Genomic DNA, 14,973 nt, shown 5'->3' with positions numbered 1-14,973 from the left:
TTTTGTAAAAGTCAACAAGAGAATATCAGTAGTGAAGAAACGAAATAACTTGAAATTTTGCCCTTTTACGTTAAGATGAAGGTAGTATATAAGTGCGTGATTACACCCAAAATTTACTATGACTATTTAAGTAGCAAGTACCTTATAAAGGTAAGAGAAAATGGAAGAGGTTCAGACAGGGTGCTAACAACCGAGCATTTTTACAAAATGAGGGGAACAGATATTGGCAGTCAAGATCTGGGAATACTTCCTGTCTGACTTGATCCCAGTTTTTGATACTACGGTAGGAATGAATGCCTTATACCCGATCAGTAGATACCGTATATTTTTTTACGGCCGAAAGGCATCGTTGGTTGTGATATCAATGTCCAGAATATCCAGCAATTGTCCGTCTTTAATGCTAAACTGCCGTTTAAGGCCAAGTTCTCCTTTGATATTTTCTGTCGGGGTCTGATACTAGACTTCACCTAAACGCCCTTCATAATAAAGGGAGGCAATCGGAGAGCGCCAATCGATGATGAGGGGTTCTTGGTCTTCTTGTGTTAACAAGGAGAGTTTTCCAATATCAGGCTTTTTCAGGGTTGCTTAACTTCTTGAAGAATCGGGATAATCATGGGACGTCGCCTGGTTTTGTCATAGAGGTGTTTGCTCAAGGCATCCCGGATCTGATTTTTCAAGGCTGCCCATTCCCGGGTGCCGTTTTGTTGACAGCGTACCATGGTTTTCCTGGTAATCTCTTTGACCTCATCAAGCATTAATTCAGACTCCCGGACATAGACAAATCCACGGGTAATCACATCCGGGCCAGCTGAAATCGCTCCCGTGGTGCCGTTTAAGGTGAGAACAACAATCAGGATTCCGTCTTGCGCGAGCTGCTTTCGATCACGCAAAACGATATTTCCCACATCGCCAACACCCAAGCCGTCGATTAGAATTCGACCTGAAGTCACTTTATCTGTCGCAATTTTTGCTCCCTGTCGTGTAAACTCAATGACACTGCCGATTTCGGCAACAAAAATATTTTTCCGGGGAATCCCGAGTTGTTCTGCCAGTTCGGCATGTTTCATTAACATGCGATATTCCCCGTGAACAGGAATAAAATACTTAGGCTTAACCATGCTCAGCATTAATTTAAGTTCTTCTTGACTGGCATGTCCGGAAACGTGCATCCCTGAGATGGACTCATAGATCACCTTGGCTCCCAGTTTGAAGAGCATATCAATATTGCGGGCGACAGCCTTCTCATTGCCGGGGATGGGAGACGCCGAAATGATCACTGTATCCCCCGGACTGATGGATATTTGACGGTGGTCATGCATGGCCATACGAGTTAAAGCAGACATTGGCTCCCCTTGGCTGCCGGTTGTCAGGATGCATACTTTAGGGGCAGGTAAGTTGATAATTTCGTCCACTTCAACGAGGGTGCCTTCCGGGATATCGAGATACCCCAGTTCGGTTGCTATCCCGACAACATTAACCATACTCCGGCCCACAACCGCAACCTTGCGGTTGTATTTAAAAGCTGCACTAATGGCTTGCTGAAGGCGATTGATATTCGAGGCAAAACTGGCAAAGATAACCCTTCCCTCAGCGTTCGCAAAGGCCTCGTCAATATTTTGTCCGACCAGCCGTTCCGATAGGGTAAATCCAGGGCGCTCCACATTCGTGCTGTCAGAAAACAGACAAAGTACCCCTTTGTCCCCAAGCTCAGAAAACTTGTTCAAATCCAGAATCCCACCGCTGACCGGGGTATGATCCAGCTTAAAATCGCCTGAATGCACGATCATTCCCAGCGGGGTATGAATGGCCAAGCCAACGCTCCCGGGAATGCTGTGGCTGCCATTGATGAATTCAATCTTGAAGACACCGAGTTTAACCGTATCACGGGGTTTAACCTCGTGGGTTGTAACATGTCCTAATTTGGCTTCATTTAATTTTGCCTGTATCAGGCCAATAGTGAGGCGCGTGCCAAAAATGGGTACATTTAAATGTTTCAGCAGGTAGGGCAGAGCCCCGATATGATCTTCATGTCCATGAGTGATAAGGATACCAAGCACGTGTTCCTTATTTTCGATAAGATACGTATAATCCGGGATAACCAGATCAATCCCCGGCATTTCCTCATCCGGGAAAGCAAGACCGGCATCAATAAGCAGAATTTGGTTATTGTATCTGATAACCGTCATATTCTTGCCGATTTCTCCGAGCCCGCCGAGAGGGATGATTTGTAATTTGTTTTCTTTGGTCAAATAATTGAACCTCCTTGTTTTTAGAGTCAGGTCGTTTTCCTATTCCGACCGTATTTTGTTTTTGGGCAGAACTATGGTTGAGATACGTATAAACACAAACGCCCGCGGTGTTTATAGGCATTCTCAAAGGGTGGAAATTCTCCGCACATTAACAATTAAAAAATATTATATCTTAATAACTGAGTTATAGCAAGGAGTTTTCTGGATTAGGGTAAAAATTTGTAGGGCTATCGTGTTGCAAAGAAATGCTGTCAATTCATTGATGTATTTGAGGATGACCCTTTAATTTAACGGTTATCAATCTGAGCCCTTTGCAAGGTGCCGCTAAGAAGAGCGTCGGCTTGTAAAAGCTACCCTTCGCTAACTCCCCTTCGGCCCGTAAGACTGGAGCAGTTGCGGTCATTACCGAACGGCTTTGGGCGGCTTTGGGGCTGATCTTTTTAAGCTTCAGCGGGTTTTTCAGTTTTCAGCAGGTCATGGGCCGGGTAGCCGTGGTCATTCCGGTCTTGGCGGCAGTGGTTCTGAGTTTGACAGGGCTCCTGTTATTTCCCGGTTGGGGGCGGTTTTTGCTTCGTTTCTTGGCCAGGTATCCCAAGATCGCGGAGGGAGTGGCCGCTTTTCTCGAAGTTTTAGGCAGTTACCGGTTCCGACCGGGGATGTTGGTCGGGGTTTTTGGCTGGTCTGTGGTTTTTCAGGGGATTATCGTGGTCATGAATTATTTGCTTTTTCAGGGGCTGGGTGTGCATGACAGCTGGCCCCTTGACGACGGCCAATTTTGATTTTGCCGAGTTTCTGCGGATCGGGCGCACGGTGCGGGCCGCTTTGGGACCGGAAGCGGTCTTGGTTGCCAATACCGGGGATTTCGGAAGGGAGGGTGCGGAGGCTTTGCGCCGGGTCGGCTTTCAGGGGGTCTATCATGCCCTGCGCCTAGGGGAAGGAAAGGTCTCACGCTCATTAAGCCGGAAACTCGTTTGCGCACGATCCGGGCAGCCCGGGAGGCCGGTTTGGTGATCGGAACCTGTGTGGAACCGGTGGGTCGGGAGCATAACGCGGAGGAGTTAACGGAAATGACCCTGCTAACCCGGGAAATGGCACCGGTCTTTAGCGGTGCCGCGCGGCGTATTCCTATCCCTGGTACGGCGCTCGCCTGTGAGGGTATCGTGTCAGAGGCTGAGATGGCCTTAATCCTGGCGGTTGTCCGTCTGGCCATGGGCTATGGAGCTCCGTTAAACTGCAAACAATAAAGAGGAAATTCATGATATACAAGCTGATGATAGAAGTTATCGGGTAACTGAATGGGTAAACAAAAAAACATTAAAAATATTATAATGTTGTAATGTTTTTTGTAAACGATGGAAGGAGAATCCATCGAAACAGAGAAGATTATTAGGGAAGATCATTTTCAATATTGGATTATTAAAAATGGAAACCAAATGAAGAGGTATTGGATCGATGGACAAGGAATGCTTTCTTGATCAAGATGAGGTATACCTGTTTAATCTTGGAGAACTGTACCACAGCTACCTCAAATTTGGTGCCCATATCATAGTGTGTAATGGTGTTTATGGAACGTATTTTGCAGTTTGGGTGCCTGAAGCATTGCATGTTGGACTGGTTGGTTCGTTTAATCAATGGTGTTCTGCGAATTATGCAATGTCTGAAATCGGGAGCAGCGGGGTATGGATGATTTTCGTACCTAGGGATCTGCGGGGACAACTTTATAAATATGAAATACATACAAAAGACGGACAGGTGTTGTTAAAATCCGATCCCTATGCTTTTTTTTCAGAGTTAAGACCTGCAACTGCATCGATCGTTTATTCTTTAGATGGCTTTGATTGGCAAGATCAGACAAGGATGGAGCAAAGAAAAGGGGTTAAAGTAAAGGAGATGCCCCTTTTGATTTATGAAGTTCATGTGGGTTCGTGGAGAAGGACAGAAGACGGAAACTATTATAATTGGCGAACCCTGGCTGTAGACTTAATAGGCTATGTTATTCAAATGGGCTATACCCACATTGAATTGATGCCTATCATGGAACATCCTTTTGATGGTTCATGGGGCTATCAAGTGACCGGTTATTACTCAGGTACAAGCAGATATGGCACGCCCCATGATTTCATGTATTTTGTGAATCAATGTCATCAGGCGGGGATTGGGGTTATTCTCGATTGGGTACCAGGTCATTTTTGCAAAGATATCCATGGTTTGGGAAAATACAATGGAACAGCTGTGTTCGAAGATAATGAAAATGAACCATGGGGAACGTACAATTTCGATTTTGCCAAAACGGAGGTCTGGAGTTATCTCATTAGTAACGCGTTGTTTTGGCTGGACCGGTTTCATGTCGATGGGTTACGCGTAGATGGTGTCAGCAATATGCTTTACTTAGATTATGGAAATGAACAGGCATGGAGACGCAACCGGCATGGAGGAAGAGAGAATCTGGCTGCTATTGCTTTTATGCAAAAGTTGAATGAAGTGGTTTTTTACTATTTTCCGGGAGTCTTAATGATTGCAGAAGAATCGACAGACTGGCCGCTTGTGACTTATGCAACGGATGTGGCTGGACTTGGCTATAACTTCAAATGGAATATGGGTTGGATGAACGATACTTTGCGGTATATAGGTCTCGATTTTCCCATGCGTAAAGACAACCATCAATTATTAACGTTCTCTATGACCTATGCTTTTTCTGAAAACTTCATACTTCCTCTGTCTCATGATGAGGTTGTTCATGGTAAAAAGTCATTATTGGAAAAAATGCCGGGGGACTACAGGCAGAAATTTGCGGGATTTAGAAGTTTATATGGATATTTAATGTGTCATCCTGGTAAAAAACTATTGTTTATGGGTGGGGATTTTGCTCAGTTTATCGAGTGGAGAGCGGATACAGAACTGGACTGGTTTTTATTGGACTACGAGATGCATAGGAAGCATCAGAACTTTGTGAGGGATTTAAATAAACTTTATCGACAGGAAAAGGCCCTCTGGGAAAATGAACAAGATTGGACGGGGTTTGCCTGGATTGATGCCAATAATGCGCAACAAAGCATTTTGATATTTTGTCGTAAAGCAAGGAAAGCCGAGAATTTCCTAATCATCATCATTAATTTTCAGGTCAATCGCTATGAAGACTTTCGTGTGGGAGTTCCACACAGGGGAACATATCAGGAGATATTTAATTCAGACCAAGCGGTTTATGGGGGAGAGGATCATGTCAATCGATCGTTGCTTTTTACCGAAACGGTTCCATGGCATGATCAATTGTATTCTGTAACAATTAACATGGCTCCGTTAGCCACGATCATTTTAAAACCTACCCATGTTGAATAGTTGAGAATTGGAGGAACAGACATGATGTTTGCCGATAAAGAAGGCTTTAAACAGGCCTATTTGCTGAAATTAATTGAGGAGGAAGAGATCACACTCGATGAAGCAACTACTTGGGATAAATTTAGTGCATTGGTCGCATTGTTAAAAGAAAAGATGAGTTATTTTCGGACTATTAACAAAAATTCCATGTCACAGGGAAAACGAGTTTTTTATTTTTCGATGGAATTTCTGATTGGCAAATTGCTTTTAAATTATTTGGTTAATTTTAAAATTGAAGGTCTCGTACGCGAGGGTTTAGCCGAGTTAAATATCAATCTTGATGAACTTTTGGAACAAGAAGCGGATCCTGGCTTGGGTAATGGAGGGTTAGGCAGATTGGCAGCGTGTTTCCTCGACTCCATGGCGTTCTTAGGGATAGAGGGACATGGTAACGGGATTCGCTATCAGTATGGGTTATTTGAACAAAAAATTGTCGCAGGCAACCAGGTGGAAGTCGCGGACGATTGGCTTAAGAATGGTTATCTATGGGAGACTCGCAAGCAAGAAAAGGCTGTTGTAGTTAAATTCAAAGGAAATGTGAGGACGGATTTCAATGAAGGACGGATGGTGTTTTGCCATGAGAACTATGAACCCGTACTGGCTGTGCCTTATGATGTCCCGATAATGAGTTATGATCATCCTGACTACATTAATAATTTAAGGTTATGGAGTGCAGAAACGATGTCAGAAGAACTGGATTTAGCCAGCTTCAATCGGGGGGAATTTAGGCAGGCTACCAGCTATAAATCAGAGGTTGAGGCTATCTCTTATATTCTTTATCCTGATGACAGCAGTCGTGCCGGCAGAGAGCTGAGGCTTAAACAGGAATACTTTTTTGTGGCCGCCGGGTTAGGCTCCATTGTGCGGAGTTATAAAAAGGGGAACCGAACAAGCTCATTGCAAGACTTTTCCCGCCGGGTGGCAGTACATATTAATGACACGCATCCTGTTTTGTGTATTCCTGAACTGATGCGCATCTTGATTGATGAAGAAGGAATGGGATGGGATGAGGCGTGGAATATCACGGTCAACACTATGTCATTTACCAATCATACTATTATGCCTGAAGCCATGGAAAAATGGCCGATTGACCTGGTTAAAAGCCTCTTGCCTCGAATTTTCATGATCATTGAGGAGATTGATCGCCGGTTTAAAGAGGATTTGGCGCAGAAATTTTCGAACGAGGAGGAAGTGATTCGGAGAACGCAAATACTCAAAGATGGGTATGTGTGGATGGCGAATCTGGCCGTGATTGGAAGTTCATCCGTGAATGGGGTTGCGCAATTGCATACCGAAATACTGAAGAAAGAAGTCTTTAAAGAGTACTATCAGGTATTTGGCTATAAGTTCAATAACAAAACAAATGGTATCAACCACAGAAGGTTTTTGCTCGCAGCAAATCCTGGGCTGGCGCGCCTGATTACGGAGGCAATCGGTCCTGCCTGGAAAGAAGATGCCGCACAACTCCAGAAACTTCATGGGTTTAAAGATGATGCCAGTTTCTTGGAACAGCTCGTGCAAGTGAAGTACGAAAACAAATGCCGTTTAGCCGCCAGTGTCAAGGCCAGACAGGGGCTTGACCTTGATCCCATGTCGATATTTGATGTTCAAGTGAAACGAATCCATGCCTATAAAAGGCAATTGCTCAATGTGCTGAAGATCATGCACTTATACAATAAGGCGCTGAACGACCCGGACTCATTGACCGGTTCACATACCTTCATCTTCGGCGGCAAAGCAGCCCCAGGATATCATTATGCCAAAACCGTGATTAAACTTATTCATGCGCTGAGTCGGAAAATAGAGCATGAACCAAAAGTTAAGCAAAAATTAAAGGTTGTATTTATCGAGAATTTTAATGTGTCCCAGGGAGAAATGATTTATCCTGCAGCCAACATCAGTGAGCAGATATCGACAGCAAGTAAAGAGGCTTCCGGAACAGGAAATATGAAATTCATGATGAATGGGGCCATTACCCTGGGAACCTTGGATGGAGCAAATGTTGAAATTAAAGAAGCGGTGGGCGAGGATAATATTTTCATCTTTGGGCTTACAGCTGAACAGGTATTGAATTATACCCGTGATGGCGGGTATAAACCCTGGGATGAATACCACGCTGACGCGGATATCAGAACGTGTGTGGAGCAGTTGAATGGAGGGTTTTTCCCAGAGATGAGTGAAGAATTCAGGGTGTTGTATGATTCTCTGATGATTTATAATGATGAATTCTTTGTTCTAAAAGATTTTCGTTCTTATGTTAATGAGTACGAGAAGCTCCAAACCGTTTATACGGATACAGTGGGTTGGAACCGGATGTCCTTAATGAATATTGCGGAGTCCGGGATCTTTTCCAGTGATCGAACCATCAGAGAATATGCTGATCGGATCTGGAAAATTAAATATCGTACGGTAAATAACATAACTTCCAGTAGATGTTTGAAAGGAATGTTCGACACCAGAACATGTTAGTTCCATAAAGAAAAAAACTCGGAGATAACCGTAGCAGCAATTCATGTTCCATGGGAGAAGCTTCGCGGTTTGGCATTCTCACCCTAGATGAGGATGTTCTTATGCCAAAGTTCACAAAGGCTCAATCATTCGCAAGACAATTGTAGGGGAAAATGTGGAAATCATGAGTCACTGCCGGAATAGACTAGTTTCCGGAGCAGGAGCCAGGATTTGATGGGAGGGAGAGAATATGAAAATCGTGTTTGTGGCTGCAGAAGCCGATCCTTTTATTAAGACAGGTGGCTTGGGGGAAGTCGTGGGCTCATTAGCGTCCTTCCTGCATAAACAGGGTGTTGATGTGCGCGTGATTCTGCCAAAATACAGCCTGATTCCCGAACATTTTCAAAGCTTGTTAAAACCTCTGGCCCATTTTGAGGTTCCTCTGGCTTGGCGCAAACAATATTGCGGCCTGGATGAGCTGATTTACCAGGGGGTTCATTATTATTTTATTGATAACGAGTATTACTTTTCGCGCCAGCATGTTTACGGGGAATATGATGATGCGGAAAGATTCGCTTTTTTTTCCCGTGCAGCACTTGAAAGTTTAATCCACTTGCCGGGGTTTAAGCCGGATATCCTACATTGTCATGATTGGCATACGGCCTTGATACCGCTGATGCTTAAAGTGTTTTACAGCCGGGAGCCCCTTTATTATCATCTGAAAACGGTATTTACGATTCATAACCTGAGCTATCAGGGGATTTTCCCGCAGGAAGTTCTTGGCGATATTGTGGGACTCGGACTGGAGCATTTTGCTGAAGATTCCTTGGAATTTTATGGTGGGGTCAATTTTATGAAGGCGGCTCTGCTGTATGCCGATCAATTGACAACGGTGAGTCCAACGTATGCTCAGGAGATCCAAAATCCGTATTTTGGAGAAAAATTGGATGGACTTTTGAGGAAAAGAAGGGAAAGTCTTACGGGTATTCTTAACGGCATTGATTATAAGATCTATGATCCTACTAAGGATCCCTATGTTGTCTTGCCGTCTCAGGACGTTACTCTTGCCAAAAAGCAAAATAAAAAGCACCTGCAAAGCAGTATGGGACTTCCAGTTCAGGGAGATAAAGCTGTACTGGGAATGGTTTCACGGCTGGTAGACCAAAAAGGCATGGATCTCGTGGCCCACGTTATAGAAGATATACTTAAACTCGATGTTCAGATGGTTATCCACGGCACCGGAGAAGAACGATATGAAGCTATGTTCCGTTATTACGCTTCTAAGTATCCCGTCAAACTAGCGATTAATTTATCTTTTTCAGATAAACTGGCGCACATGATATATGCCGGGGCAGACATGTTCTTAATGCCTTCGCGGTTTGAACCCTGCGGGATAGCGCAGATGATAGCCATGCGCTACGGGACGATTCCGGTCGTACGCGAAACAGGCGGCTTAAAGGATACGATTATGCCCTATAATGAAACGACCGGTACAGGTAATGGATTTAGTTTTGCCAATTACAATGCCCATGAATTACTGTATGCGGTGCAGCGTGCGCTGAAAATATTCCAGGAAGACAAGCAGGCTTGGGAGCACATACGTCAGAATGCCTTAACGTCTGATTTTAGTTGGGAAAGATCCGCACAGGAATACATCGGAATTTATGAATCCTTGCTCCAGTAACATTAACAATAAAGGGCACAGGTGAAGGATATGGTGTTTAAGGCCTATCACAATTCACAGGATTTGTTCTACCGTGAACCGTTTGGCGCAGTCCTATGCAGCCAGAGAATCACCTTGCGTTTACGCACATTTTCGGATATTCCGGTTGAAAGATGTGTGCTGCGCCTTTGGGAAACCGGGCGGGAAATAATGATTTCTATGCACCAAAAGCTTGAGCCTCGTGACAACCTGGTTGCCGATGAAACCCTATTCGAGGGAGAATATGAAGTACCTGGCAGTCCGGGGCTCATCTGGTATTATTTCATGATGCGGGTAGGAACTCAAACTTATTATTATGGAAATAACGAAGAAAAACTGGGTGGGGAGGGCAGGCTTGCCGAGGGGGAACCTCCCTCCTATCAAATCACGGTATATCAGCAGATGCATGTTCCTGAGTGGTATAAGCGTGGGGTCATGTATCAAGTTTTTGTCGATCGTTTTTATCAGGCTTTTGACAGCGGAGTGACCTTCTATCCGCGTAAAAACGCCTTGGTACATGCTCATTGGTCAGATCGACCGGTCTACATCAAAGATGTCTCGGGCAGAGTGACGGATTGGGACTTTTTTGGCGGAAATTTGCAAGGGGTTATCGAAAAATTACCCTATTTCAAAGAATTAGGCATAAGCATCCTTTATTTTAATCCGATTTTTGATGCTCCCAGCAATCATAAATATGATACGGCCGATTATCACAAGATCGATCCGATGTATGGAGATGAGGCGGTTTTTCAGCAACTGATCGCTCAAGCCAGGGAATACGGGATTTCCATTATCCTGGACGGGGTCTTCAGCCATACCGGAAGTGACAGCATTTATTTCAACAAATACGGCAATTATCCGGGGGTGGGTGCTTACCAGTCGGTTGACTCTCCCTATTATGCCTGGTATCAGTTTAAGGGCAACCGTGAGGAGTACAAGTGCTGGTGGGGGGGTGATTCCCTTCCGGAAGTGAATGAGATGGACCCTTCCTATCGCCGGTTTATCTATGGGACTGAAGAGAGTGTGCTTCATAAGTGGTTGAGTATGGGAGTTGCAGGGTGGCGTCTGGATGTAGCCGACGAGCTGCCGGATGAATTTATTCAGGAATTGCGTCATGCCATGAAGCACCTTCGCCCGGATGCCGTGCTCATCGGGGAAGTATGGGAAGACGCTTCAAACAAAATAAGCTATGGTAAACAACGTGAATATTTTTTAGGGAATGAACTGGATGCAACGATGAACTATCCTTTCCGCACGATTTTTCTGGGATTTTTACTGGGACAAAGCGATTCCCGCTTCGTTCATCGAGCGGTGATGAGTTTGTATGAAAATTATCCACGGGAAAATTTTTATGCGGCCATGAATTTGATCGGGAGTCATGATACAGCCCGGATTTTAACCCTTTTGGGAGAAGCTCCGCCAGAACAGGAATTGACAGAGACGGAGCGCAGGAACTATGAGCTTCTCCCGCTTGCCCGGCAGTTGGCGGTGCAAAGGCTGAAACTATTAAGTTTGGTTCAAATGACGTTTCCCGGAGTGCCCTGTATCTATTATGGGGATGAAGCAGGGGTGGAAGGGTACTCTGACCCTTATAACAGGGGAACCTATCCCTGGGGTAAGGAAGACCTGGAAATCAAGCAGTGGTACCAACGGCTCCTGAGTCTGCATACTGAATACGAGGTCTTACAGGAAGGGGATTTCCGGTCGTTTTTCTTCGCACCGGACGTTTATGGGTTCATGCGGTCCGGAACCGAGGAGGAAATACTCATCCTGATCAACCGCCATGTGGGAGAAGCTAAAACAGTGAATCTTTATACAAAGTTAGAGCTCTTCCCCTGGGTGGTTGACTTAATAACCGGAGAACGGCTTGATCCGGAAAGATTAAGTGCCATGCCCATAAATGCTTTGAGCCCCAGAGTCCTGCTCAGGAAAAAAACACTGCCTCAGCTTGTGCCCCTTCGCCGTTCCAGCGGAGTATTATTACATATCAGCTCTTTGCCTTCTTCTTGGGGCCTGGGGGATTTCGGAAAGGGAGCGTATGATTTTGCCGATTTTTTGGCGGACTCCGGACAATCTTTGTGGCAGGTATTACCCTTGAATCCCGCTGGGTTGGGGGATTCTCCCTATCTCAGTGAATCAGTTTTTGCCGGCGACCCGCTGTTTATCAGTCTTGATCATTTAATCCGTGAGGGACTTCTGAGTTTAGAGAAGACGCAGGAAAAATACAAACAAATATGGCGTTTGGGTCTTGAACCAAGCGTTATGTCTCAATCGTTGAAAGTGTTGAAACGTGATTTGCTCTACGAAGCCTATCAAGAATTTCTGACGCAGTTGGAATATTCCCCTTTGGGTTCGTTTCCTTCAGGGAAATCACCCTATCTTTTCAGTGCAAACTTTTCAAAATTTCAAGACGATAATAAAATATGGCTGGATGATTATGCACTCTTCCGGGCTTTAAAGGTACATTTCGGGGATATTCCGTGGTGTGACTGGGAACCTGGGCTTGCTGCACGTGAGACGGAAACATTATCAGAATATGCTTTCCTACTCCGGGAGGAGATAGGCTTTATTCAATTCTTACAATATACCTTTTTCTATGAATGGCATGACCTTAAAATGTATGCGAACGCTAAAGGGGTTCAACTGGTGGGGGATTTGCCCCATTTTGTAGCGGCTGACAGCTGTGATGTTTGGGTCAACCGTAGCTTGTTTGTCCTGGATGAGCGGGGAAGACCGTCTAAAATTGCCGGCGTGCCTCCTGACTATTTTAGCAGGACAGGCCAGTTATGGGGGAATCCCGTCTATAATTGGGAAGCTTTGGCTGTCACGCAGTATGATTGGTGGAAAAAACGAATCAAGTTTAGCATAAACCAGTTTGATTTCATTCGGTTGGACCATTTCCGGGGTTTTGAAGCGTATTGGGAGGTTGATGCTGGAGAAGCGACGGCAGAAAAGGGGAGATGGATCAAAGGGCCAGGGAAAAGATTCTTTGAAAGCATGGTTGCAATGTTTGGGGCTTGTCCTTTTATTGTTGAGGATTTAGGAGTCATAACTCCGGAAGTCAATGTTTTGAAACAGATTTTTGGTTTTCCGGGAATGAAAGTAGTTCAGTTTACACCCATAAAAATGATGCCAACGAATTCCGAAACAAATGTTGTTTATTATTCGGGAACGCACGATAATAACACTTTGTTAGGCTGGTATATGAAGCATGAAGGGGGCGAAGAGGGAAACCCGGTCAGCAGCATGAATCCCACTGAGATGAGTAAACAGGCCTGTCGTGGTTTGCTCGAAGAACTATATTTGAGCCCGGCGGTGTGGGTCATCCTGCCCATGCAAGATATTTTGGGTTTAGGTGAGGAAACGAGAATGAATGTTCCAGGAACGAGCGCAGGAAATTGGCAGTGGAGGTTGGATGTAAATCTCGTTACAAATGAAGTCAAGACCTGGCTTCGTACTCAAGCTGAGAAGACGATGAGAGTGTAAATAGGCGGAGGTCAGTGTTCCACCCCCAATTCTTTTGCGCCTGAACCAAAGTATCTTCCGGGGATTTGAAGTAAACGCAGGAATAGGTCATGGTTTCATCAAGCCATAAACGGTAAAAATCATTCCCGATGTCATAATGATATTGGGCATTTTCCCTGCTCTTTTTAATCCCATTGGACATAAATTTTACCAGCCTTAGACCTCTGGACAACTATGCGCTGCTTGAAGAAACGGGTGTGCAGGTTTATCTGGAGAAAACCCTGTTGGCGTACCCTGGGACGGCGGAATTGAGCGTCGTGCGAAACCTATGGAAGGATGTCGTGTCATTCAATTACCGGGAAGAGTGAGAAAAGGTTAGATGCAACTGGGCAACCTAGGTGTATGCCGAACTTAAAAATTTGGCATGAATTAAAGGCTGCCAGGTTAAACGCGACAGCCGTATCAGGAAAATCTTAGATATATCTAGGGTTTTACCCGATAGCAGTGACGCCTCATTTATCTTAAAATGGTTGCAACGATAAGAAGGGATGGAGGGATCCGATGGTTAGGACTGAAGATCCCCAAGCGCTGATTGACTGGTTGGAGATCCGGGTGGCCTTATATGGACTCTTAGCAGACTGTTTCTTGGGAAAACCGAGACCTCAGTTCAAGACCACAGGCCTTTTAAACCGTCAGGGTAAACTGAGTGAGGGCATTCGATCGCTTGACATACCAACAGGACGCTTTTTAGAGGAGCTGGAGAAGTCGCTCCAAAATGCTAAGTTGTACGGCTTAGTGATTAGCGACTATCTCCGTCTCTTTCAGCCGGATGGCCCAGTTTACCTGCGCCCTTACGAATCACATTACCACGCACAGTACAGGTTTCGTTCCAAGAAACTGGCAGAACAGCGAGCTGAGCAAGAGGTGCAGTTTTTCTACCGCCATGCGGGACTGGACATGAAGAGTATGTATCCGGAGAAGGCAGATCATGCCGGTGTGGAGCTGGCTTTCATGAAAGGATTGGTATCGAAGGAAATACAGGCTAGACAGAGCGGGCATATGTCCCTTGTTCACTGTTACACGCAATGGCAGAGACAGTTCCTTGAAAACCATCTGGCCCAATGGTTTGGAGCATTAAACCGGCAGCTGGAGTCAGATGCAGGCACGGATTTTTATCGCATACTGGCTAAGTTGGCTGGGCATTTTGTACGCACAGACTATAACATCCTGAACGGGGCAAGGCCTTAGTAAGCTACGAATAAATAGACCCTTTCATCTTGACTGGATGAGAGGGTCTATTTTTGCTGATTTGCAATAGCCAACGTGTAAGATATATTATAACATTATCATAAAGACATATTGACATATGTAGATATGTAGGTATAAAATCAAAGTGCTTGGAAACACTTTTAATGCTCTGGAGATGGGAGGGGACGAGGATGACTGAAGAGGTCAGAATGGCCCGCCATGGGCCTGCCTTCGATAACAATGAAATTCGCAGGGAAGTGAAGCGGTATAAAGCGCTGGGGGATGAGACGCGCCTGAAAATGGTGCGGGTATTGGAGCAGGGGGAACGATGTGTCTGTGAACTCATGGATATATTTCGCGTAGGACAGTCTACGGTTTCCCACCATTTGAAGATCCTTGAGAATGCGGGGTTAATCAGTTCCAGGCGGGTGGGGAAGTTTGTGTATTATGCTATCGTTCGGCAGGACGATGAGGAAAAAGTTTAAC

The 14,973-nt window shown here is 45.1% G+C and carries 11 protein-coding genes and 1 pseudogene; 9 read left to right on the top strand and 3 right to left on the bottom strand.

Features of this window, described 5'->3' with window-relative positions:
- Positions 1 to 456 precede the first annotated feature (456 nt).
- Both ACYQ2N_RS23115 and ACYQ2N_RS06330 read right to left on the bottom strand, forming a co-directional pair.
- Positions 457 to 564, bottom strand: a complete 108-nt coding sequence (locus ACYQ2N_RS23115) for a hypothetical protein (RefSeq protein WP_488199460.1) — start codon at positions 562 to 564, stop codon at positions 457 to 459.
- 11 nt (positions 565 to 575) lie between these two features.
- Complete coding sequence (locus ACYQ2N_RS06330) at positions 576 to 2,249, bottom strand: ribonuclease J (protein ID WP_459998248.1); 1,674 nt, start codon at positions 2,247 to 2,249, stop codon at positions 576 to 578.
- Positions 2,250 to 2,674: 425 nt separating this feature from the next.
- Here ACYQ2N_RS06330 and ACYQ2N_RS06325 point away from each other — a divergent pair, with 425 nt between their 5' ends.
- The 7 genes from ACYQ2N_RS06325 (at position 2,675) to ACYQ2N_RS06295 (ending at position 13,260) form a co-directional block, all read left to right on the top strand.
- Positions 2,675 to 3,028, top strand: a complete 354-nt coding sequence (locus ACYQ2N_RS06325; RefSeq protein ID WP_459998247.1) for a hypothetical protein — start codon at positions 2,675 to 2,677, stop codon at positions 3,026 to 3,028.
- Positions 2,994 to 3,260 carry a hypothetical protein gene (locus ACYQ2N_RS06320; RefSeq protein WP_459998246.1) on the top strand — a complete coding sequence of 89 codons (267 nt, stop codon included), beginning with the start codon at positions 2,994 to 2,996 and terminating at the stop codon, positions 3,258 to 3,260. The genes ACYQ2N_RS06325 and ACYQ2N_RS06320 overlap by 35 nt, the downstream gene beginning before the upstream one ends.
- Positions 3,257 to 3,493, top strand: coding sequence for a hypothetical protein (locus tag ACYQ2N_RS06315; RefSeq protein WP_459998245.1), 237 nt, complete (start codon positions 3,257 to 3,259; stop codon positions 3,491 to 3,493). Before ACYQ2N_RS06320 ends, ACYQ2N_RS06315 begins: the two co-directional genes overlap by 4 nt.
- Before the next feature lie 208 nt (positions 3,494 to 3,701).
- Positions 3,702 to 5,585: a 1,4-alpha-glucan branching protein GlgB gene (glgB, locus tag ACYQ2N_RS06310; protein ID WP_459998243.1), complete on the top strand. Its 1,884-nt coding sequence runs from the start codon at positions 3,702 to 3,704 to the stop codon at positions 5,583 to 5,585.
- A gap of 24 nt (positions 5,586 to 5,609) precedes the next feature.
- Positions 5,610 to 8,093, top strand: a complete 2,484-nt coding sequence (locus ACYQ2N_RS06305; RefSeq protein ID WP_460000482.1) for a glycogen/starch/alpha-glucan phosphorylase — start codon at positions 5,610 to 5,612, stop codon at positions 8,091 to 8,093.
- 229 nt (positions 8,094 to 8,322) lie between these two features.
- Positions 8,323 to 9,756, top strand: a complete 1,434-nt coding sequence (gene glgA / locus ACYQ2N_RS06300) for a glycogen synthase GlgA (RefSeq protein WP_459998242.1) — start codon at positions 8,323 to 8,325, stop codon at positions 9,754 to 9,756.
- Positions 9,757 to 9,786: 30 nt separating this feature from the next.
- Entirely contained in the window at positions 9,787 to 13,260 is a 3,474-nt protein-coding gene (locus ACYQ2N_RS06295; protein WP_459998241.1) for a bifunctional glycogen debranching protein GlgX/4-alpha-glucanotransferase, read from the top strand.
- A 28-nt stretch (positions 13,261 to 13,288) separates the two neighbouring features.
- Here the strand turns inward: ACYQ2N_RS06295 and ACYQ2N_RS06290 are convergent.
- Positions 13,289 to 13,432: pseudogene (locus ACYQ2N_RS06290) on the bottom strand (class I SAM-dependent methyltransferase); the annotation flags it as partial.
- A gap of 368 nt (positions 13,433 to 13,800) precedes the next feature.
- On the opposite strand from ACYQ2N_RS06290, the gene ACYQ2N_RS06285 reads away from it, so the two are divergent.
- A complete protein-coding gene (locus ACYQ2N_RS06285; RefSeq protein ID WP_459998240.1) occupies positions 13,801 to 14,487 on the top strand; it encodes a TorD/DmsD family molecular chaperone in 687 nt (228 codons plus the stop codon).
- A 191-nt stretch (positions 14,488 to 14,678) separates the two neighbouring features.
- Complete coding sequence (locus tag ACYQ2N_RS06280) at positions 14,679 to 14,972, top strand: ArsR/SmtB family transcription factor (RefSeq protein ID WP_459998238.1); 294 nt, start codon at positions 14,679 to 14,681, stop codon at positions 14,970 to 14,972.
- The last annotated feature ends 1 nt before the right edge of the window (position 14,973 follow it).

Source organism: Paradesulfitobacterium aromaticivorans, from assembly GCF_054657415.1.
The sequence above is the reverse complement of the archived record's forward strand: the minus strand, read 5'-3'. Positions and strand labels throughout refer to the sequence as shown.